Genomic DNA, 20,516 nt, shown 5'->3' with positions numbered 1-20,516 from the left:
AAGTGATGACCGACAACAGCTCCGCACGCGAATCAATGCTCACCTCGATGTTCGGGCTATCCGGCCGTGCCGCGATCGTCACCGGTGCGTCGTCGGGACTCGGACTCGGCTTTGCCCGCACACTCGCCGGCGCCGGCGCCACGGTCTACGCCGCCGCGCGCAGACTCGACCGGCTCCACGCGCTTGCCGACGAGATCCCCGGCATCGTTCCCGTGCAGTGCGACATCACCGACGACAGTGATCGCAAGGCCCTGGTCGACGAGTGCTACAACCGCTCCGGCCGCCTCGACATCCTGGTCAACAACGCCGGCAAGCCCGGCCCCCCACAAGCCGAACAGGAGACCGCCGAGGGGTTCAACTCGATTCTCGAGGTCAACCTGGTGGCGGGATTCCACCTGGCCACATACGCGGCCGGCCGCCTCGCCGAGGGCGAGCAGGCGTCGTACATCAACATCTCCTCGGTGATCGGCTTGGTCTCCACCGCCCCGATCGGCGGTGCAAGTTATGCCGCATCCAAGGCAGGCACGCTAGGACTCACCCGCGAACTCGCCGGTCAATGGGGCCGCCGGGGTATCCGTGTGAACGCGGTTGTCCCCGGGTGGTTCGATACCGAGATGACCGACGGCCTCTTCAGCAACGACAAGTCCGCAGGCTGGGTACGCCGGAACACCATGCTCGGCCGCGGCGGCATCGAGGGTGAGATCAACGGGGCCGTGCTCTTCCTCGCCTCGGACGCGTCGATCTACATGACTGGTCAGACACTCATCGTCGACGGTGGCTGGACCGCGCGCTGATGTTGGCCGTTCAGCTCACAGCATGGGGCGAATCACCTGTAGTTCGTGAGATCCCCGAACCTGCATTCACCGGCAAACAGCTCCTGATCAAGGTCGGCGCGGCCGGATTGTGCCGATCCGACCTCGGCGTCATGGACTCCCCCGCCGGGCGGTTCGATTATCCGCTACCCCTGACCCTCGGCCACGAGGTCGCCGGCGTCGTCATCGACGCCGGACCAGAAGGGGACCGCAGCCTGATCGGCGAATCGGTGGTGGTGCACGGCATCTGGCCCTGCCAGGCTTGCCGGAACTGTCGACGTGGTCGACAGAACTACTGCCTCGAGCTCGTCCCCCGGCAGGACGGTCGCCTCTCACCGATGGGCAACGGTCTCGGTCATCACGGCGGTCTCGCCGAACTCATGGTGGTCCCGTCTGCCGACGTACTCGTTCCCACCGGCGCCCTGCCTGCCGAACAGGCTGCACCGCTGGCTGACGCCGGACTCACCGCCTATCACGCGATTCGTCTGCACAATGACCTGATCGACAGTGACACTGTTGCCGTGGTCGTCGGAATAGGCGGACTCGGCCACCTGGCCGTCCAGATCCTGCGGGCACTCGGTGTCCGCCGAATCGTCGCCGTGGACACCCGCGAGCAGGCTCACGCGCTGGCCATCGAATCGGGCGCGCAGGGATGCCATCTGACACTCGAGGGGGCTGCACGCGACATCGCGACCCTCGGCGGAGCCGATCTGATCTTCGACTTCGTCGGTGCACCACCGACCATCGGACCCGCACCGGGGCTGCTTGCGCCCGGCGGGCGAATCGTCGTCGTCGGCAGCGCCGGCGGACGACTCACCGTCGGCAAAGACCTCGGTTTCCCCAGCGGCTGGCAGGTCGGTGCCCCGTTCTGGGGCACTACCGACGACCTCCGGGACGTGGTTGCGATGGCACAAGCCGGCACCTTGCATGCTGAGGTCACGAGATTCAGTTTCTCCGAAGTTCCGGATGCCTACCGACAACTACGTTCGGGCTCGTTCGCCGGCCGCGGAGTCCTTGTCCCCGGCCTTTGAGTTCATAATTTTTACGACCGCGACGATGAAAGAGACAGCGCAGTGAAGCAACTTGCACAGGAGATGGTCGCCCGGGCCGAGTCCGACCCCGATGCGGTTGCCGTCATCGACCAGCTGGGGAGCCACACAATCGGGTCGATTGTCGATGCCGCCCGTACGCTCGCCGACCGGATCGCAGGCATCGATGAGGCACCGCCCACCGCGCTCATCCAGGCCGACAACACCTGGCATACCTTGGCCACCGCCGTGGCCGTCGGGTTACGGGGCGGCTTGGTCGCCGTCTTCAGCCCCCACGCCACCGAAGCCGAGTTCGAGTTGGCACTCGAGGACATCGCCCCTGACATCGTTGTGGCCGATCCGACCTCACTTTCGCAATGGGGCATCGACTCCGCGCGTTTTCCCGACTCCGAACAGGCGTTCGATACGCTGTTACTACGTTCTGCTCCGCGAGGGTTCGGCGACATTGCACGCTGGCAGGGTGGCACCGCGATTGCGATGACCTCCGGTTCGACTGGACGCCCCAAGTGCGTTGTCCAGTCCGAAGAGGCAATCCGGTACGCATGCCAGAGCACGATCGACACCGTCGGACTGCAACCGGGTGACGCGATCGGCGCGTTTGTCCCATTGTCTTCGGTAGCTGCATTCTGCTTCGGCATGTATCTGCCGGCCTACCTTGGTGGACCCCTCGTGGCGATCGGTAAGTGGTCGCCCGCCGGGGCAGTCGACGCGATGGAGAAGAACGGTGTTGCGTGGACGATGCTGGTGCCCACCATGGCGCTACAGCTCTCGGTGACCGAGGGCTCCGAAGGCAGGCTCTCGGCCGTTCGGGCCCTGACGGTGGGCGGTGGCCCGATGAACGAGGGGGCACTAGAGAAGGCCGAGACAACACTGGGAACCACATTCCTGCGGGTGTTCGGGATGTCCGAGTGCCTGGGCCACACCACACCAGCGCTCGACGATCCCCCGGCCGTCCGCCTCGGCCGGGACGGGCGCCCCTTTCCCTGCACCATCGTGCGGGCCGTCGATTCCGACGGTCTCCCGGTACCCACCGGTGAGATCGGCGACGCCCAGGTGAAGGGTCCATCGATGTTTGTCGGCTACGCACGTGGCGGCATCCCGGTCCCGCCGACGCTGACCCAGGACGGGTTCCTGCCCACCGGCGATCTCGTGGAGGTCGGCAACGACGGCACCGTCCAGGTGATAGGACGTAAAAAGCAGATCATCATCCGCGGTGGCCGCAACATCGACGTCAACGAGATGGAGTCGGCGATCGCCGACCTTCCCGGTGTCGTTCAAGTATGTGTGGTCCCTGTTCCCGATGACCTCCTCGGCGAGCGGGCTGCGGCGCTGGTAGTCACCGAATGTGAAAATCTCACTCTCGAGCGTGTGACAGAACAGCTTGCTGCGGCAAACTTCCCCAAGTTCAAATGGCCCGAGTACGTCTTCACCGTTGATGACCTACCTCAGAACCGTGTTGGTAAGTTGTCACGACCCGATGCGGTGAGCATGGCGTCTACCCTGGCTACTAAAATTGACCCTAATTCACCTCAGGGCAGGTAGACTCGAGCACGCGTGTACTTGTCCAATTACAGGGGGACCCATGAGCACTGATACCGAGGTTCGCCGGGAGAGCCCGCGGTCCAAGCGCAGTCTCATTCTGTCGGTCGCGATCGATCAATTCGGCAAGGTGGGTTACGAACACACCAAGTGGGCATCCATTGCCGACGAAGTGGGCATCGGCCAGACCGCGCTCTATCACTACTTCGAGTCAAAGGCACACTGTCTGCTGACCATCATGCGACTCGAGTTGGCCGACTCGGCCGAACGGTTCACCGCCGCCACAGCCGAGACGTCCGACCCGGTCGAAGCATTACGCGCAGCCGTTGCCGTGTCCCTCGAGGCATCGCCGACAGATGCCTTACAGCGTCGCATCCTGCAGAACCATATGGATTTGCTGGCCACCGAACGGCAGTCGGTCAAAGAGGAGGCCGAGCGTCTCCGGTCTCGCGAACTCGTCGCCAAGATCGAACAAGACTGGACCGATCTCATTACCCGCGGGATCAAATCCGGCGACTTCGTCGATTCCGACGCGCATCTACAGGGCCGCTTGGTACTCGCGCTGGTCATCAGCGTCTGGCGCTGGTACCGCCCAGGCGGCAAGGTCACACTCGACGAGATTACCGCGCTGGTTACCGACGCGGCCCTACGCGTCGTTCGCGCGTAGGCATCTTGCGGTCGGCGCGCCCTGCCGACGCCGCGCTGAAATGAACAGAATTCACTTAGGAGACTTGATGTACAACCTCATTCTCATCGCCGCCCGTCCCACCGACTGGACCCACGAGCAATTTATGACGTGGTGGCGCGGAGAGCATGCCGAAGTCACCTACCCGCTCCCCGGATTGCTGCGTTGGCAGCACACCGAACTTCTCGAATCCTTCGGCAGTCGGTCAGAAGGCTGGGACGGCCTCTCGGTCCTGAGCTTCGCATCACGTGAATGCCTCGACATCGCGTTGGCGAGCCCGGAATGGCAGGCTGCGGTCGACCACGTCGGAACCATGGGTGGTCGTCGAATGATGTGGTACGGCGACGAGAAAACTATGATTCCCCTCGTCACCACCGGCGAATGACCTCCGAGTGGGCCGAGGCCGGTGCCCACCAAGTCGCCGAGGGCGTCCACCGAATCCCGCTGGAGATGCCGCAAGACGGATTGCGCGCGATCAACGTGTACGCGTTGGAGACCGACAACGGATTGGCGCTGATCGATGGTGGGTGGCACCGCCCGTCGACCCACCACGAACTTTCCGCGGCGCTCACTCGGATCGGATATTCGCCTGCGGACATCCACGACATCTACGTCACCCACGTACATCGCGACCACTACACGTTTGCGGTGGAATTGCGACGCCGCCACGGATCCCGGATCCACCTCGGCCGCGCCGAGGCCCCGGGAATCGCCGCTATCGCGAGGCTGAACAGCAATGTCCCCGAGAGTTCGCTCCGCGAACTTCATCGTGCGGGCGACACCGTCATCGCCGAGCAGACGCACCGGACGGCGATCGCCGAGCCTTTCGCCCTCGCCGACTGGGAACAGCCCGATATCTGGCTGTCCCCTGGCCCAGTCGACATCGCCGGTCACTCGTTGATCGCCACCCACACCCCCGGCCACACCAAGGGCCACATGGTCTTTCACGATGTCGACCGAGGTGTGTGTTACACCGGCGATCACGTGCTGCCGACGATCACACCGTCCATCGGGTTCGAACTCGGCAACTGGGAACTACCCCTGGGGCAGTACCTACGGTCTCTGACGCTGATGCTCGACGAGCCGGAACGAGTCATGTTGCCGGCCCACGGTCCGGCCGGCACCCACGTACGCGCGCGCTGCCTGGAACTGCTCGCACACCACGACCACCGCTTGAACCAAACGCGTAATGTTGTTGCACGATTAGGTCCGAGCACCGGTCTGCGAGTCGCTCAGGCCCTTAGGTGGACGCGCCGCGAGCGCGCATTCGACGCACTCGATTGCTTCAATCAAATGGTCGCTACCTGCGAGACACTGGCACACCTCGACGTCCTCGTCGACCGTGACCTCCTGTCGGTAGTCACCGAAGACGGCGTGGACGTCTTCAGCATGAGCTGAGGAAGTCGAACACCACCTACGTCCCCGTATGGGTAGCCCGGGTACATGATTTCCGGGATACCCCTACGGGGACGAATTCTTGCTCTCTCGGGGAGGATGAAACTCTTTCAGTCGGCAGTCCAACCACCATCGACGTAGAGTTCGGATCCGGTCACGAACGTCGAATCGTCGCTCGCGAGGAACGCCACCATCGCGGCTACCTCCGACGCTCGGCCCAGCCGTCCCATCGGAGTGTGCGCAACCATCGCCCGATGACGTTCGGTCCCCTCGAAACGTTCGAGCAGCTGTTCGGTCTCGATGAAACCGGGGTGTACCGAATTTACTCGCACGCCCTTGGTGGCCCAGTGCAACGCAGCGTTCTTGGTCATCGTGCGCACTGCACCCTTGGCGGCCGCGTAGGCGAAGCTGTTGCCCAGACCGCCCACGGTACCCAGGATCGAACAGATGTTGACGACGGAGCCGCCGCCCGTCCGTTCGATAAGATTGCCGGCGTGCTTCATGCCGAGCCAGGTTCCGGTCTGACTCACCGCGATGACCCGGTTGTAGCGGTCGAGGTCTTCATCGACGACGGTCTCCAGGCTACCGATCGCTCCGTTGTTCACTACGGTGTCGAGCCGCCCGTAACGGGCCGAGACAGCCTCAACCACGCTCTGCCACTGCGACTCCTGTGTGATGTCCAGAGCAAGTCCCTGGTGTCGGTCGGGCTGTTCCTGCGCCGACACCAGCTTCTCGCACGCCTGCGCGTCGACATCGGTAGCCACCACGTGGGCGCCCTCATCGGCGAGGCGCGCGACGATCTCGATCCCGATCCCTCCGGTGGCTCCCGTCACGAGCACCACTTTGTCGCGGAGTCTGGTGTCCATCGAAGTCACTGTCCTGATCCCTTCCCGTCACAACTTACTCAGGACATTGCGGCCACCGACGATCATTGCGATCGCTACACCTACTGTGGTCACCGCCGTCATCAGCAAGGCCATCGCGGCCACCATCGGGTACGAGCCGTTCTGCCACATGTCGTAGAGCAGGGTACCCATGACCTGCGTGGTGGACGCGCGGACGAGGAGTGACGCCGCAAACTCGTGGGTGAGCAGGATGAAGATCAGTGCCACAGCACTGAAGATCGTGGGACGCATGAGCGGCAACATGATTCGAAGAGTCGTCACGAGCGGGGAGGCCCCACTGGTCGCGGATGCTTCGGTGTAGGTGTTGCCCAGTGACAACATCGAGGTCATCTGCATCCTGACTGCAAAAGGCAGCATCAGGACGACGTACACCAGGATTATCACTGTTCGGGTGCCGTAGAGGATAAATGGCGGTTCGGTGTACACCATCAGGAATCCGACACCGAAAATCACCGCAGGAATGCCCATCGGTAGTGCCGTTATCAGATCTCCGATCAAGCCGAGGATCTTGTATCGACGTCCACGGATCAGCAGGTTCGCGATCACGTAGCCGATGGGGATACAGATCGCGACGGCGCCGATGGATGTCACAACGCTCGTGATGACCGATTCCACTATGGCGTTGGTGCGGAACAGTTCTTTGTAGTTCGCGAGCGTGAACAGGTCCCAGCCCAGCGATCCCGACCAGTACGGCGTCAGTGAGACGATGATCAAACCGATCAATGGAAGTACCAGCGCGAACAGGGAGAAAACCGCGATGGTCACAGCTGCCCAGGTTCCTCGGCCGGTGGGGTTCACGAACGATTTTCCACCGTGGGTGACAAACCGGGATTGGTCGCCGAGCAAGCCCTTCTGGATGAGGACCACCGCGAGGCCGAAGATGACAAGTGGCGAACCTGCTGCGGCCGCGGCGGCGAAATCCGACGGCGATTGTGAGACCCGTTCGTACATCTCAGTGGTGAGAACTTTGACTCCACTGTTCTGCCCGAGCATCAATGGACCGGTGAACTGCCCGAGCCCGAGCAACAGCGCGATACCACCGCCGTAGATCAGGGACGGGCGCAGGAGCGGGAGAACCACTTTGAAGAAGATACCGATGGTTGACGACCCGCTGATCTGCGCGGCCTCGAGGTGTTCGGAACTGATGTTCTGCATCCCGGAGCTGACGAACAAGTACACGAAAGACGTGAGGCCGAAACCGGTGAGAATAATGATCCACGGCACCGAGTAGACGTCCACGGGCCCGGAGTCGAGACTGCTCCACCACGGAAGTTTGCGCAGCAAGACGTTGAGATAGCCGGGTCCGGGTGACAGCAGGAACGCCCACCCGACGATGCTTGCGACTGCAGGCATGACGATCGGCAGGATCGGGATCATCTTGAGCCATCCCAGTCTCGAGGGAAGGCGACTGGCAGCATAGGCAAGAAGCGTGCCCAAAACCATGGCGATCACCAGCGACCCGACCGCCAGGGCGGCGGTGGTCCCGAGGGTCTTGGCAATGTCGTATCGGCCGTACTGCGATTTGTAGCCGGCAGCACCGTCCTCGAATGCCAGCACTTGCAGACGGATCATAGGCAGGACAACGAGGTACGCGAGCACCGCGAGCAAGGCTATGTAGCCGATTCGAGCGCGCCAATGTGTCGGGATCGAGAACGATCGTGTGGGCGCCACTGCAGTCATAGTCGTCATGACGCGGTTCCTCCACTGCCTGCCGCGACCAGATCGGGCTCGGCGACTACAGAACCATTGGGTTCACCGTAAACCCGCAGGCTGTCGGGCGAGAAGCTGATCACCAACGGCGCACCGGGTGTCAGCTGACGCAACCGCGCTCCGTGGTCGGATGCCCGGGCCCGCAACGCCAACGGCTCGGTACCGGTCTTGACCGAGACGTCGAAGTATCGGCCGGCGTATTCGTAGTCGACGAGTTCGGCATGGAGGGGAACGTTGCCCACCGGGACGTCCTGTAACGATTCGTGCAGGAAAACGTCGTCCGGACGGAAGCGGGCGACTGCGCTGGTGCCCTCGTCGGCCCGGTCACGCACCACGGCGCCACCGAGATCGATGCCGTCACCTGCGTTGGTCTTCCAGCCTTCGTGGCCACGCTTGAGTTCGAGTCGATTGCCCATCCCGATGAAGGCGGCGACGTATTCGGACGCCGGCATCTCGAAGACACGTTCGGGAGCGTCATACTGTTCGATCCTGCCCGACTTCATGATTGCCAGACGATCGCCCAACGCGAAGGCCTCAGCCTGATCATGCGTCACGAAAACGGCTGTGAATCCGATCTTCTGGTGCAGCTGGTGGATCTGCGACCGCACCTGATCCCGGAGACGCGCATCGAGGTTGCTCAATGGTTCGTCGAACAACATCAAGTCCGGCTGGGCGACCAGTCCGCGGGCCACCGCGACCCGCTGCTGCTGACCACCACTGAGCTGGGAGGGGTACCGATCGAGCAGCGCGCCGCAATCGACCATGTCCGCAGCCGCTTCCACCGCTCCGCCGGAGATCGCCTTCTTGAGTTTGCGGACCTCGAGCGGGTACTTGATGTTGTCGCGAACGGTCATGTGCGGCCACAACGCATAGGACTGGAATACCATCCCGATATTGCGCTTGTGCGCGGGAACATCGACCTTGGTGCTCGCATCGAAGACCGTCTGGGTCCCGAATTCGATCGACCCACCTTGCGGGGTCTCGAGACCGGCCAGACAACGCAGGGTCGTGGTCTTGCCGCAACCGCTGGGTCCGAGCAGGACCAGGAACTCGCCTTCCTCGATGTCCAGGTCGAGTTCATCGACGACCACATTCGATCCGTAACTCTTGTTCAGACCGGAAACTTTGAATTGGGAGGTCATTTAGAGACGCTTTCTGTGAAGATCCTTGGTGTACGTACACCGGCGGCCTGACCACCGTCGATGATGAGGTCGGTCCCGGTGATGTAGGCGCTGTCATCGGTGGCGAGGAAGCGGATCGTCTTGGCCACCTCCTCCGAAGAACCTCGTCGCCGCATCGGGATGCTGCGCACGTAGGCGGTGGTGTCGTCCGCCGCGAAGTCCGGCACCGAAGTGATCTCGGTTTCGATGCTCCCTGGACACACCGCGTTGACACGGATTCCGCGGTCGGCCAATTCAAGGGCGGCAACCCTGGTCAGCGTCCGAACGCCGGACTTCGCGGCACCGTACGCCCCGAGTTCCGCGGTGGCCAAAACACCCCGCAGGGAGGCCAGGTTGACGATGGAACCGCCGTCGACCATGGCCTCGGCTGCGGCTTTGATCCCGAGGAATGTACCGATCAAGTTGAGGTCGAGCATCTTCCGAAAGCCGTCCAAGAATGTCTGTTGGAGCGGAGCCTTGATGGCCGCCCCCGCACTGTTGACCAAAACCCCGAGCACGTGCCCGTTGGCAGCTATCGCCGATGTGGCGGCAGCCCAGTCTTCTTCACTCGTCACGTCGAGATGGAGATAGTGGGCATCCGGACCCAAGGCATGTGCCCGCGCCTGTCCCGCAGCATCGTCGACATCGCTGAGATACACTGTTGCACCCTGCGCGGCAAAGAGTTCGGCGCTTGCTCCGCCTATACCACCGGATGCACCGGTCACCAATATGGTGAGTCCACGCAGTGACGTCGCCATGTCATCCATCGTCGTAATACCTTTCGAGTGTTGACCGGTGCTCAGCTCTGGAAGAGATGCGCCCATCCTTGGGAGTACTGACCGACCTTCTCAGGGCCAGGTCGTCGACCTGGCCGACGCGATGTCCTTCGCCCGGACAACTGGACCCGGGATATCGAGGAGGACTGCGGCGCCGCCGCTCAGCGCGGTCCGGCCTTCGCGGGCCACCAGCAAGTCCGCGAGCGCCTGCGCAGCATCCAGGTAGGGCCCACCCTCGTCATATCCGTATCCCTTCGAACCGAACGCGAGTTTTCAACGAACAACGGAACGAGAACTGAACTGAACTAATGTCAGTTTGACACTATCGGCCAATCTTTGTGATGTCAATCACGAACGCCCCACTGAAGTGAATCTGCTTCGATTTTGTCGGAGATCGCAGTTGGCACGACTGAACGCGCCGCTCATTTCGGGTCAGAAATGAGCGAAGCCGCTCGGTCAGCACGCGGTGGTGGCTGCGGTCAGCCCGAAAACCAAGGCGGACGCGATCCCGCCGGCATATGCCCGATACCAGAGGCCGCCGGTGTCGGAGCCGGCGGCCAGCAATCCGGCGATCGGAGCGCCGTCCGCGCCCAGCACCCGCGCGTGATCATCGATCCGGATGCCATGGAACGGAAAGGTGATGGCAGGAGCAGCCTCGATGAAGTAGTATGGCCCCTCCGCCAGTGGCGCACGATCACGGGTACGGCTGGGTGAGAGATGATCACCGGCATCGGCGGCCCGGTTGAATTCCGCGACTGCCGCGGCGATGGCCTTGCCGTCGTATCCCCACTCCCCCGGGAGGTATTCGAACTCGTCGAGATCTTCGGCCATACCGACCCTTCCACCTCGCCTGTTGGCGAGATCGAACTTGTCGAGAGCGATGGCGCCTTCGACGTAGGACGCCAACATCCAGTCGCGATGGACGCGTGCGTCCGCGATCAACAGCCCACGACTCTCAGGCTGATCAAGGAGAGCCATAGTCGTCAGATGGTCACCGAGCGTCTCGTCGACGAAGCGTTCGTTGTTCAGGTTGAACAGCAGTGCATGTTCGCTGTAGTAGAGCGACATGTCCACGAAGTCAGAGGGGTCGGCCAGTTCGACGCCACTGGGAATCAGGTGCCCGTAGAAGCCTGCGTCCTCAGATCCGGTCGAAGCACCGACAGCCGAGGCCAGCCGGTACCCGGCACCACAGCTGTTCGGGTTCGACCGGAGCTGCATCTTCCCGGCGTCGGGGTGCACGTGCTCGGCAAGAAGTTCTTTGTCGCCCTGGAATCCACCGGTCGCGAGCAATGTGTTGAGCGAGCGGATCTCGCGGATCACGCCATCGACGCGCACCGTCGCACCGACGACACCACGGTTCTCCACGAGCAGAGCCTCGGTATCCGCGCGGAGCATGAGTTCTCCCCCGGCTTCGATGACCATCCGCCGGCAGGTGTCGATGTAATGGTTGGTGTCGAACTTATGACCCTGACCACCGAAATCCAGGATGCGCTGGGCATCGTCGACGTCGATACCTACAGATCGGATCCACTCGATCCCGTCGGTGAAGCGATCAACCAGAGCTCGTTTGAGTGACTCGTCTCCACGTGGGTTCTCGGCGTTCATGATCTCGTACGTCGGCGCGGTCCAGGCATAGCCGGCAAACCGAGCGGATCCGCCGACGTCGCCGCTGACCTCGACCACGCATACCTTCTTGCCGTTGCGCGCAGAGTTGGCTGCGGCGGTCAGCCCGGCCATACCCGCACCGATAACCAGGAGGTCAAAAGCTCCGCTGAACATGATCTTCCTCACTTCCGGCGGCCGGGTCGACCGGGTCCTGCGACCCGACCAGCCACCACGATAGGGCCGTGACATGCAGCTTACGGCACTAGAACTGATTTCGGTTCAGTTAGATTTTCACGAACATGGGGACGTGTCAACGAACACCCCGGCAAAAGGAGAGCCGCCAGTACACACACCACTTGCATTGTGTGCTGCATCACTCTATGTTGAACTGAATTGACTTCAGTCCAGGAAGGACCAGACATGAAACACAAGTGCATCCGCGCAGCGGTGACAGCGGCTGTTGCCGCCCTCACGCTGACCGCGTGCGGTAGCGGCTCGTCGGGTACATCCGAGCCGGTTTCGGGTTCCTGGGACGACGTGATCGCCGCGGCGAACGAGGAAGGCAAGGTGACGATCTATTCGACGCAGGCCGCACCGCGCCTCGCGGCACTCGAGACGGCATTCGAAGCCGCCTATCCGGCGATCGATCTCGAAGTCGTTCGTGGTGTCGACGCCGACCTACTGTCCAAGGTCGATGCCGAAAGCAAGTCCGGCAAAGGCATTGGAGACGTCGCCGTCATCACCGACGTCTCCTGGATGGATGCCAACAAAGACACCGACGCTGCGGGCAAGCTGATCGGTCCGAACTTCGACAACCCAGAATACGAGCGCGACACCAGCATCATTGCCGACCGCTTCTTCCTCGAGGGAGCAGTCCTCCTCGGATTCGGCTGGAACACGTCCTTGTTGCCGAGCGGTATCTCGACGCCTCAGGATTTCCTCGATCCGGCGCTGAAAGGCAAGATCGGCATCGTGAACCCCGCCACGTCGCCCACATACCTCGATTACTACTCACACATCGAAAAGTATTACGGCGGACGTAAAGTGCTGGAACAGATCGCAGACCAGAATCCGCGCATCTATCCCAGCAATCAGCCGCTTGCCCAGGCGATCGCCTCCGGTGAGATCTCCGCGGGGCTCATGGCAGACCCGATGCTGCCCAACAAGGAAGCCGGCGCGCCGGTCGAGTGGGCTGCCGGTGAGCATATCTGGGGTGCCAAGTGGTATGGGTTCGCACTGGGCACGTCGCCCCACCCGAATGCCGCACAAGTCCTTGCCAACTTCATGGTGAGCCAGCCGGGTCAGGCTGCCACCTCTGTCGGGTACAGCTCCGTGCTACCCGACATCGAAGGATCGTTGGCTCGCGCACAGGGTGTCCCCGACCAGAACGTCGAGGTGACCACTGGCGATGGTGCACAACGCTACCGCGATGAACTCGAGAAGACCTTCAGCTGAAGCTGCGCTCGCTCCCCCGCGTGCTGCTCTCACCACCGGCAACACGCGGGTTCGTGCGCCCAGGTCCCGAACTTCCAGGATCCGGCCCCAACCGAAAGAAAACTGATGACCGACAATCAATTCGCGGGAAAAATCGCCGTCGTAACCGGCGCCGGATCCGGCATCGGCGCAGCAACCGCCCGAGCGCTCGCCGATCGCGGTGCCCTCGCCGTCTATCTATGTGACGTGAACAAGGACGCAGCCGAGGCTGTAGCCGCCACAATCGACGTGGGACAGGCCATCAGCCTCGACGTCAGCGATTCGGCCGCGGTCGCCACCGCCTTCGGACTAGTCGTAGCGGCCCAGGGTCGGATCGACGTGGTGGTTCATGCCGCCGGCGTCGATGATCCGACGAGCAAGCAACGCATGTACGACGCCGCAGAGAAGGGCGAACCGATCGATATCCTCGCGCACCTCGAGGATGACGACTGGCGGCGAATCATGTCCATCAACCTCGACGGAACGTTCTTCGTTCTGCGTGAGGCCGTACGCGCAATGAAACCGATTGGAAGCGGAGCGATTGTGACGATCGGCTCGTCGACGGGCTTCGACACACTCATCGGCTACCCGCACTATTCAGCATCCAAAGCCGGGGTCCACGCGCTGAGTCAGTCTGTGGCCAAGGAGGTTGCCCCATTCGGGATCCGCGTGAACACCGTAGCTCCCGGCCCGGTGGACACCGGCATGGCCAGCCGTACCCCGGCACATCTACGGGAGACGATGGCGAAGAGTGGCGCCCGCGGTTACGCAACACCAGAAGAGATTGCCGACAACATCCTCTATCTGGCGTCGGACGCTGCAGCCAATGTGGTCGGCGCGGTGCTGTTGAGCAACGGTGGTCGCTTCACGGTCTGAGAACATAACGACAGCAAACCCCACAGCCGTAACAGACCGTCCGGCTCGGCATTCTCCCATCGGAAGTTTCGCCATCACCACCCCAAATCGGGTCATCTGACCGACCTACCCGCCCACCGAGACCATTTCATGATCGCCGAGGTCGCGTCGCCCGGCCGGAAATCTGCGGTTCCTGGAAACAAGTGACTCGATGGCGAGCCTATTGACCCATGTCAGAGACGTCGCCGGATCGGTGCCTGTGCGCTCGCGCCAGAGAAGAAGCCATGAGCATATACGGCACCGATATCGTGAAGTTGCCCTCCTTCCGAGGGCCGGCGGGGTCTTCCGCGTCGCTGCGCTCGCATCGGCGATTTTCGGGGCAGCGACACGTCGGGAACTCTCGCCGGAGGACTTTGCGCACGTCGACGACGACTACACCTAGGGCATTCGAGCCGGTTGCCGCTGGGCAGCGGAGTGTCCGCTCGAGAGAGCGTGTCCGCACCGACCAGGACGCGCGTATCCCTCGCGAGGGTGTCCTGTCGTCACAGCACACAACCGAGTCCCGCTTCACCCGCCGCGGACTCGGAAAGATCTAGCGAGAACGGTTGCCGCGCAGAGCGGTCTGGGCCGATGACGCATGCGTTTCGTCCTCTGTTACCTATGTGGCTGATATGCACTCGAGTCTCGGCAACCCCGACAATGGCCCGCCTCGTTACTCGCCACACATGCGAATACCAACGGGGCACCGCGTCCGGTCACCGGGAATGCCTCGACCCCCGCGCCGGAAGCTCCACTACAACGGTGAGGACACCGATCCCCCGACAGGACCGATCCCCCTACAACGGAGTACCGAAGCAGATGCACATAGGAATCGCGCCGCCCATCGTCGTCCAGCATCCCGCCGTCGTAGCGGAGTGGGAGGCCGCCGCCGGGATCGAGGAATTGACGCGGATAGCCGAAACGGCGGATCGCCTCGGCTATCACCACCTCACCTGCAGTGAGCACGTGGCTGTGCCCATCGATGTTGCGGCCGAGCGCGGCGCCACGTACTGGGACCCGCTCGCCACCCTCGGCTTTCTCGCCGCACGGACGAGCAGCATCCGGCTCGCCACACAGGTCCTGGTGCTCGGTTATCACCACCCGCTCGAGATCGCCAAGCGGTACGGCACGCTCGACGCCGTCAGCGGGGGCCGCCTGGTTCTCGGTCTCGGCGTAGGCAGCCTGCGTGAGGAGTTCGCCCTGCTCGGCGCCCACTTCGACGACCGCGGACCCCGCGCCGACGACGCCCTCGCCGCCCTGCGCGCGTCGCTGTCCCGTTCCCGGCCGGAGTATCACGGCGCCTTCTACGATTTCGAGGACGTGGTTGTGGAACCGCACGCCGTGCAACCACGGGTCCCGCTGTGGGTGGGCGGGCGCACGCTCCGCTCTCTGCGGCGCGCGGTCGCCTTCGGTGACGGCTGGGTCCCGTTCGGTCTGTCGCTCGACGAACTGTGCGCACTCCTCGGCAAGGTCGACCTACCCGGCGGCTTCGAGGTGGTTCTCAGCGCTGGGGCACCACTCGACCCGATCGGTAATCCCGATACCGTGCGCCGCGCCCTCGAACGACGCCGCGACGCCGGCACCACGATCGTCAGCACGACCCTCGCCTCCACCGGGGCCGGACATTACTGCGAGCAACTGGGCGCCCTCCGGCAGCTCGGCGACGAGCTCGGCCTCACTTTCCGAAGTTCTTCCCCCGACGACAGGACACATCCGTGACCGACTCCGAAAAACAACTTCTCCAGTCTCTCCTCGGACGGGTCGCCGTGCTCGAGGACAAGCTCGCGATCCTCGAATTGATGACCGCCTACGGTCCCGCCATCGACAGCGGCTCAGCCGAGGCGGTGGCCCGGCTGTGGACCGAGGACGGTGTGTACGACGTGGACACCGGCGTGCTGCGCGGACACGCAGCCATCACTGCGATGGTGCAGTCGCAGGCACACCAGGGCTGGATCGGCGGCGGTTGCGCGCACATGCTCGAGCCCGGACACATCCGGGTCGATGGGGACACCGCGGTGGCGACCTGTAAGTCCCAGTTGATCATTCGCGACGAAGACGGATTCCGTGTACACCGGATCACGGCCAACCGCTGGGAGCTCGCCAAGATCGACGGCGTGTGGAAGGTGACCCGCCGGACCAATCGGCTCCTCGACGGGCGTGAGGAGGCACGGGCCCTGCTCGCCGCCGGCGTCCTCAGCTGATCCAGACGACCGCGGGGCCCGCACATAGTGCGGGCCCCGCGGTCGGTGGCAGGGTCAGGCCACCATCTCGGACTTCGGTACCGCGACGTCAGTGGGACGGTCGATCCTGTTGCGGGTCAGCAGGAGTCCCATGATTCCGGCGAGCACACCCGCGACAGCGAGGGTGAAGAAGGCGTACACGAAACCCTGTTCCGGGAAGTGCGAGGCACGACCCACGAGCATCACTCCGGGGATCGCGAGGATGGTGATCATCACCTGGCTGCCGATCGCGCTGCCCAGCGAACCGGACAGATTGAGCATCCCGCCGGCGATACCCTGGGTCTCGGCGGGCACCGTGCGCATGATCAGGTTGGGGAGCGTCGCCGACGCGGAGCCCAGCCCGAGTCCGATGACCAACTGCCCGAACATCAGCTGAAGAGTCGAATCATGCAGCGTCGCAAGTAGGAATGACCCGAGGGCGAGCGCAAATCCGCCGAACACCAGAACCGGAGCCGGGCCGATGCGACGCGTGAAGTACCCGCCCACCGGTCCCGCGATCATCGACACCACGCCGGTGGGCACCGTGTAGATCGCGACGGCAAGTGCGGTCGCGCCGAATCCGTACCCTAGCCCCAGGTCGGGGTCGGTCATCACGAACATCGGGATCAGCATCGAGTGGCTGACCAGGACGAACTGGACGAAACCGCTGGCGGCCAACGTCTTCGCGACGGGCGGGTGCCGCAGCATCTGCAGATCGATGAGAGGTTCCTTCGGGGTGCGCTCGTAGACCAGCCAACCGGCCAGGACGGCGAGGCCCCCGCCGAGGAAGAGCAGCGTCTGCGGCGAGGTGTATCCCCAGGTGGACGCCTTACCGATACCGAACAGCAGCAGAAACGCCCCGGCTCCGAGAATGAGCGCCCCGAGTACGTCCAGCTTGGAGCGAGTCCGCAACGTGGTCTCGGGAACGAAGATTGCGACCGCAATCCCCACCACGGCCACGTGGAGCAGTTGCGCCCAGAACACCCCCGTATAACCGAAGTGATCGATGAGGTAGCCGCCGATGATGGGTCCGAGGATGGTGCTGGCGCCCATGCCGGTAGCGATGAATCCGACCGCCACGGGAATGATTGCGGGCGGCAGAATATCGCGGATCAAGCCGTAGGCCAGGACGAGAATGGCCATGCCCGCGCCCTGGAGCCCCCGGCCGACCAGGAAGAGTTCGAAGTTCGGGGCCAGAGCGCCCAGCAACGACCCGGCACCGAACACCGCGGCCGACACGAGCATCATCCGCTTCTTGCCGTAGATGTCACCGAGCTTGCCGACGAGCGGGGTGGAGGCGGCGAGCATGAGCGTGACGATGGTGATCACCCAGCCGACGTTCGCAGTTCCGAAGTGCTTCGAAATCTCGGGCAGTGCCGGGGTGACGAAGTTGTAGGCGAGGGGGATGACTTCGACCAGGAGAATGATCAAGGCCAGTAGGGCGTACGACTTCCCGCGCGAGAGCGGTGCGCGCTCCGCCTCGCCTGGGGACAGGGGAATGTGGTTCATATGAGGCTCCGGTGTTTCGAGAGGATCAGCACGCTCAACCTGGCATGCGCGTCAGTGACCTCGACCACAATTCCCACTGAGCGAGACCTCGCGGAAAGTAGAAATCATTCTTGTCAAAACTTCGCTTCGAGTAGTGACATGCGGTGCTCCCATACGTTAGAACTAGAATGAAATCTAATTTTCTACATGAGGAGTACGCATGACGGAATCGCTGAACCTGGCTGGACGCACTGCCGTCGTCACCGGCGCCGGTGCGGGACTGGGCCGCGCCGAAGCCCTCGCCCTCGCCGCGGCCGGGGCCGCCGTCGTCGTCAACGACATGGGCGACAATGCACACACCGTGGCGGAGGAGATCGCGACTGCCGGAGGTCAGGCGATTGCGGTCACGGGTGACGTCTCCGACTGGAGGCTGGGAGAACGCCTCGTCCAGGAAGCAGTCGGCACCTTCGGATCGATGGACATCCTCGTCAACAACGCCGGGATCCTTCGCGACAAGATGATCTTCAACCTGTCCGAATCCGACTGGGACGACGTCATTCGCGTTCACCTCAAAGGGCATGCCGCCACGTCGCGCGCGGCTTCGGTGCACTGGCGCGAAGCGAGCAAGACCGCCGGAGGCCCGGTGTATGGACGTGTGATCAACACGTCGTCCGAGGCCTTCCTCTTCGGTTCGGCCGGCCAACCCAATTATTCGGCGGCCAAGGCCGGGATCACCGCGCTCACCCTGTCGACGGCGCAGGGACTCTCGCGATATGGAGTGCGCGCCAACGCCATCTGCCCGCGCGCCCGGACTGCGATGACGGCCGACGCCTTCGGGGCGAATACCGCCGGCGACGCCGGACCCGATCCCCTCTCGCCCGAACGCGTCGCCACACTCGTCCACTACCTGGCCTCCCCCGCCTCGGGCGAGATCAACGGGCAGGTCTTCGTTGTCTACGGCAAGATGGTCGCCTTGATGGCGGCACCCAAGGTCGAGAATCGCTTCGATGCAGCGGGATCCGCCTTCTCACCCGAGGAGCTCGAAGGACTTCTGACTCCCTATTTCGCAGGCCGCGGACCGTACGAGAACTACGCCGCGTTCAGCGTGGCGGAGCTCGAGAAGGCGGCGCTGGCCACCGCCGCGACCGTAGGTGTCTGACCCGAACGCGCAAAGGAACACCATGAGACTGCAGGGCAAGACAGCAATCGTGACGGGCGGCGCGGGCGGGATCGGACGAGCCATCACCCGGGTCTTCGTCCGTGAGGGCGCCAACGTTCTCTTCGTGGACATCGACGACGAACGCGGCACGGCTCTCGAGAAGGAACTCGGCGCGGCCACCCGCTTCCTGAACGTCGACATCGCCCGGCGGGAGTCCGCCGACCAGATCCGCGACGCCGCAGTCGACGCGTTCGGGTCCGTGGATGTTCTGGTCAACAACGCGCACGCGTCGCGCCAGGCACTGCTGGTGGACCATACCCAAGACATGTTCGACCTTTCCTTCCAGACCGGGTTCTATCCCGTGGTGCACCTGATGCAAGCGTGCTACCCGCAACTGAAGTCGGCGAAAGGTTCGGTGATCAACTTTGCGTCCGGGTCCGGCCTGGACGGCATGCCCACCCAGACGTCGTACGCCGCGGCGAAGGAAGCGATCCGGGGCGTGAGCCGCGTGGCCGCCAACGAGTGGGCGGCCGACGGGATCCGAGTAAACGTGATCTGTCCGTTCGCGGCCACCGAAGGAGTCCTCGCGTGGCAGGCCGCGTTTCCCGAACGCGCGGCGGCCTCCGTGGCGAAGGTTCCCCTGCAGCGCATCGGCGACCCCGAGACGGACATCGCGCCCGTGGCGGTGTTCCTCGCTACCGACGATTCGCGGTACATGACCGGCCAGACATTGATGGCGGACGGCGGCAGCATCAAGCTGCGGTAGTACGTCCGGACAAGGAGAGAACGATGGATCGATTCGATGGCCGAGTCGCCCTGATCACCGGCGGAGCCCGCGGCCAGGGCCGTAGCCACGCGGTGGAGTTTGCCGAACGCGGCGCAGACATCGTCCTGTGCGATCGGTGTTCGGACAGCCCGGTGGTCGGCTACCCCCTCGCCACCGAGGCCGATCTCGACGAGACCGCGGAACTGGTGCGGTCGACCGGACGTCGCTGCATCACAGCGATACTGGATACCGCCGACCGAAGCGCCATGGACGCGCTCGTCGCACGAGCCGAATCCGAACTGGGACGAATCGACATTGCCGTGGCGAATGCCGGCGTGTCCGTGGCCGCACCCGTCCAGTCCCTCACCCAGGAGCAGTGGTCCGAGGCCATCGGTTCCAACCTGACCGGCGTCTTCAACACCGTCGGAGCGGTGGCCCCGGGGATGATCCGCCGGGGATACGGGCGCATCGTTACCGTCTCCTCCATGCTGGGGCGGGCCGGAAATGCCAACATGGCCGCCTACGCCGCATCCAAATGGGGCGTCATCGGACTTACCAAGAGTGCGGCGCTCGACCTCGCACCGCACGGGATCACCGTCAATGCGGTTGCCCCCGGCAATATCTCGACTCCCATGATCCACAACGATTCCCTGTACCGGATGATGCGGCCCGACCTCGACAATCCCGGATCCGACGATGTCGCACCGGTCTTCCGCAGCCTGCACGCCCAGCCCGTGGCGTGGCTCGACCCCGCCGAGATCACCCGCGTCGTCCTGTTCCTCACCGCGGAGGGCAGCGAACACATCAGCGGCATCGTCCTGCCCGTCGACGCCGGGAACGCAGCTCGCGTCACGGGTTGACCGCCGACGGCGCGACGGCAC

Annotated in this window: 19 protein-coding genes; 13 read left to right on the top strand and 6 right to left on the bottom strand. The window is 63.6% G+C overall.

All coding sequences use genetic code 11. The annotated features are described in order from the left end of the window. Positions 1-5 precede the first annotated feature (5 nt). The 6 genes from R4P95_RS25890 to R4P95_RS25865 all read left to right on the top strand — a co-directional run bounded on the left by R4P95_RS25890 (position 6) and on the right by R4P95_RS25865 (position 5,483). Positions 6-794, top strand: coding sequence for an SDR family NAD(P)-dependent oxidoreductase (locus R4P95_RS25890; RefSeq protein ID WP_213575311.1), 789 nt, complete (start codon positions 6-8; stop codon positions 792-794). Further along, positions 794-1,843: an alcohol dehydrogenase catalytic domain-containing protein gene (locus R4P95_RS25885; protein WP_317745696.1), complete on the top strand. Its 1,050-nt coding sequence runs from the start codon at positions 794-796 to the stop codon at positions 1,841-1,843. Before R4P95_RS25890 ends, R4P95_RS25885 begins: the two co-directional genes overlap by 1 nt. A 63-nt stretch (positions 1,844-1,906) precedes the next feature. After that, positions 1,907-3,403: a class I adenylate-forming enzyme family protein gene (locus tag R4P95_RS25880; protein ID WP_397517711.1), complete on the top strand. Its 1,497-nt coding sequence runs from the start codon at positions 1,907-1,909 to the stop codon at positions 3,401-3,403. Positions 3,404-3,443: 40 nt separating this feature from the next. Beyond that, entirely contained in the window at positions 3,444-4,067 is a 624-nt protein-coding gene (locus R4P95_RS25875) for a TetR/AcrR family transcriptional regulator (RefSeq protein WP_317745698.1), read from the top strand. Positions 4,068-4,134: 67 nt separating this feature from the next. Then, a complete protein-coding gene (locus R4P95_RS25870; protein WP_213575319.1) occupies positions 4,135-4,470 on the top strand; it encodes an EthD domain-containing protein in 336 nt (111 codons plus the stop codon). Beyond that, complete coding sequence (locus tag R4P95_RS25865; RefSeq protein ID WP_213575321.1) at positions 4,467-5,483, top strand: MBL fold metallo-hydrolase; 1,017 nt, start codon at positions 4,467-4,469, stop codon at positions 5,481-5,483. Before R4P95_RS25870 ends, R4P95_RS25865 begins: the two co-directional genes overlap by 4 nt. 107 nt (positions 5,484-5,590) lie before the next feature. Here R4P95_RS25865 and R4P95_RS25860 read toward each other — a convergent pair whose 3' ends face one another. The 5 genes from R4P95_RS25860 to R4P95_RS25840 form a co-directional block, all read right to left on the bottom strand. Continuing rightward, positions 5,591-6,355, bottom strand: coding sequence for an SDR family NAD(P)-dependent oxidoreductase (locus R4P95_RS25860; protein ID WP_397517696.1), 765 nt, complete (start codon positions 6,353-6,355; stop codon positions 5,591-5,593). Between the two features lie 18 nt (positions 6,356-6,373). Continuing rightward, a complete protein-coding gene (locus R4P95_RS25855; RefSeq protein ID WP_397517710.1) occupies positions 6,374-8,065 on the bottom strand; it encodes an ABC transporter permease in 1,692 nt (563 codons plus the stop codon). A gap of 5 nt (positions 8,066-8,070) precedes the next feature. Next, positions 8,071-9,237: an ABC transporter ATP-binding protein gene (locus tag R4P95_RS25850; protein WP_213575326.1), complete on the bottom strand. Its 1,167-nt coding sequence runs from the start codon at positions 9,235-9,237 to the stop codon at positions 8,071-8,073. After that, on the bottom strand, positions 9,234-10,022 hold the full coding sequence (locus R4P95_RS25845; protein WP_317745700.1) for an SDR family oxidoreductase: 789 nt from the start codon (positions 10,020-10,022) through the stop codon (positions 9,234-9,236). The genes R4P95_RS25850 and R4P95_RS25845 overlap by 4 nt, the downstream gene beginning before the upstream one ends. A gap of 465 nt (positions 10,023-10,487) precedes the next feature. After that, complete coding sequence (locus R4P95_RS25840) at positions 10,488-11,810, bottom strand: FAD-dependent oxidoreductase (RefSeq protein WP_317745702.1); 1,323 nt, start codon at positions 11,808-11,810, stop codon at positions 10,488-10,490. A 246-nt stretch (positions 11,811-12,056) separates the two neighbouring features. On the opposite strand from R4P95_RS25840, the gene R4P95_RS25835 reads away from it, so the two are divergent. From R4P95_RS25835 to R4P95_RS25820, 4 genes are all read left to right on the top strand, one after another. Further along, a complete protein-coding gene (locus tag R4P95_RS25835; protein WP_213575333.1) occupies positions 12,057-13,091 on the top strand; it encodes an ABC transporter substrate-binding protein in 1,035 nt (344 codons plus the stop codon). Positions 13,092-13,196: 105 nt separating this feature from the next. Next, positions 13,197-13,985 carry an SDR family NAD(P)-dependent oxidoreductase gene (locus R4P95_RS25830; RefSeq protein WP_213575335.1) on the top strand — a complete coding sequence of 263 codons (789 nt, stop codon included), beginning with the start codon at positions 13,197-13,199 and terminating at the stop codon, positions 13,983-13,985. Positions 13,986-14,822: 837 nt separating this feature from the next. Then, positions 14,823-15,722, top strand: a complete 900-nt coding sequence (locus tag R4P95_RS25825) for a TIGR03619 family F420-dependent LLM class oxidoreductase (protein ID WP_317745704.1) — start codon at positions 14,823-14,825, stop codon at positions 15,720-15,722. Beyond that, positions 15,719-16,204, top strand: a complete 486-nt coding sequence (locus tag R4P95_RS25820) for a nuclear transport factor 2 family protein (RefSeq protein ID WP_317745705.1) — start codon at positions 15,719-15,721, stop codon at positions 16,202-16,204. Before R4P95_RS25825 ends, R4P95_RS25820 begins: the two co-directional genes overlap by 4 nt. A 54-nt stretch (positions 16,205-16,258) precedes the next feature. Here R4P95_RS25820 and R4P95_RS25815 read toward each other — a convergent pair whose 3' ends face one another. After that, positions 16,259-17,731, bottom strand: coding sequence for an MFS transporter (locus tag R4P95_RS25815; protein WP_213575341.1), 1,473 nt, complete (start codon positions 17,729-17,731; stop codon positions 16,259-16,261). 199 nt (positions 17,732-17,930) lie between these two features. Here R4P95_RS25815 and R4P95_RS25810 point away from each other — a divergent pair, with 199 nt between their 5' ends. The 3 genes from R4P95_RS25810 to R4P95_RS25800 are packed head-to-tail and all read left to right on the top strand — an operon-like array spanning position 17,931 to position 20,495. Continuing rightward, the gene (locus tag R4P95_RS25810) at positions 17,931-18,869 is read left to right on the top strand and encodes a 3-oxoacyl-ACP reductase (protein ID WP_213575343.1); all 939 of its coding nucleotides are present in this window, start codon (positions 17,931-17,933) and stop codon (positions 18,867-18,869) included. Positions 18,870-18,891: 22 nt separating this feature from the next. Next, positions 18,892-19,635, top strand: a complete 744-nt coding sequence (locus R4P95_RS25805; protein ID WP_213575345.1) for an SDR family NAD(P)-dependent oxidoreductase — start codon at positions 18,892-18,894, stop codon at positions 19,633-19,635. Between the two features lie 23 nt (positions 19,636-19,658). Beyond that, entirely contained in the window at positions 19,659-20,495 is an 837-nt protein-coding gene (locus R4P95_RS25800; protein ID WP_213575347.1) for a mycofactocin-coupled SDR family oxidoreductase, read from the top strand. The last annotated feature ends 21 nt before the right edge of the window (positions 20,496-20,516 follow it).

It is taken from the genome of Rhodococcus sp. IEGM 27, assembly GCF_033142305.1.
Classification (GTDB): Bacteria; Actinomycetota; Actinomycetes; order Mycobacteriales; family Mycobacteriaceae; genus Rhodococcus_F; species Rhodococcus_F oxybenzonivorans.
The sequence above is the reverse complement of the archived record's forward strand: the minus strand, read 5'-3'. Positions and strand labels throughout refer to the sequence as shown.

Coding starts and splice junctions, on each gene's coding strand:
- R4P95_RS25880 (WP_397517711.1), top strand. CDS start 1,907: ATGGTCGCCCGGGCCGAGTCCGACCCCGATGCGGTTGCCGTCATCGAC.
- R4P95_RS25870 (WP_213575319.1), top strand. CDS start 4,135: ATGTACAACCTCATTCTCATCGCCGCCCGTCCCACCGACTGGACCCAC.
- R4P95_RS25850 (WP_213575326.1), bottom strand. CDS start 9,237: ATGACCTCCCAATTCAAAGTTTCCGGTCTGAACAAGAGTTACGGATCG.
- R4P95_RS25890 (WP_213575311.1), top strand. CDS start 6: ATGACCGACAACAGCTCCGCACGCGAATCAATGCTCACCTCGATGTTC.
- R4P95_RS25885 (WP_317745696.1), top strand. CDS start 794: ATGTTGGCCGTTCAGCTCACAGCATGGGGCGAATCACCTGTAGTTCGT.
- R4P95_RS25845 (WP_317745700.1), bottom strand. CDS start 10,022: ATGGATGACATGGCGACGTCACTGCGTGGACTCACCATATTGGTGACC.
- R4P95_RS25815 (WP_213575341.1), bottom strand. CDS start 17,731: ATGAACCACATTCCCCTGTCCCCAGGCGAGGCGGAGCGCGCACCGCTC.
- R4P95_RS25830 (WP_213575335.1), top strand. CDS start 13,197: ATGACCGACAATCAATTCGCGGGAAAAATCGCCGTCGTAACCGGCGCC.
- R4P95_RS25855 (WP_397517710.1), bottom strand. CDS start 8,065: ATGACTGCAGTGGCGCCCACACGATCGTTCTCGATCCCGACACATTGG.
- R4P95_RS25825 (WP_317745704.1), top strand. CDS start 14,823: ATGCACATAGGAATCGCGCCGCCCATCGTCGTCCAGCATCCCGCCGTC.
- R4P95_RS25800 (WP_213575347.1), top strand. CDS start 19,659: ATGGATCGATTCGATGGCCGAGTCGCCCTGATCACCGGCGGAGCCCGC.
- R4P95_RS25810 (WP_213575343.1), top strand. CDS start 17,931: ATGACGGAATCGCTGAACCTGGCTGGACGCACTGCCGTCGTCACCGGC.
- R4P95_RS25840 (WP_317745702.1), bottom strand. CDS start 11,810: ATGTTCAGCGGAGCTTTTGACCTCCTGGTTATCGGTGCGGGTATGGCC.
- R4P95_RS25835 (WP_213575333.1), top strand. CDS start 12,057: ATGAAACACAAGTGCATCCGCGCAGCGGTGACAGCGGCTGTTGCCGCC.
- R4P95_RS25805 (WP_213575345.1), top strand. CDS start 18,892: ATGAGACTGCAGGGCAAGACAGCAATCGTGACGGGCGGCGCGGGCGGG.
- R4P95_RS25865 (WP_213575321.1), top strand. CDS start 4,467: ATGACCTCCGAGTGGGCCGAGGCCGGTGCCCACCAAGTCGCCGAGGGC.
- R4P95_RS25875 (WP_317745698.1), top strand. CDS start 3,444: ATGAGCACTGATACCGAGGTTCGCCGGGAGAGCCCGCGGTCCAAGCGC.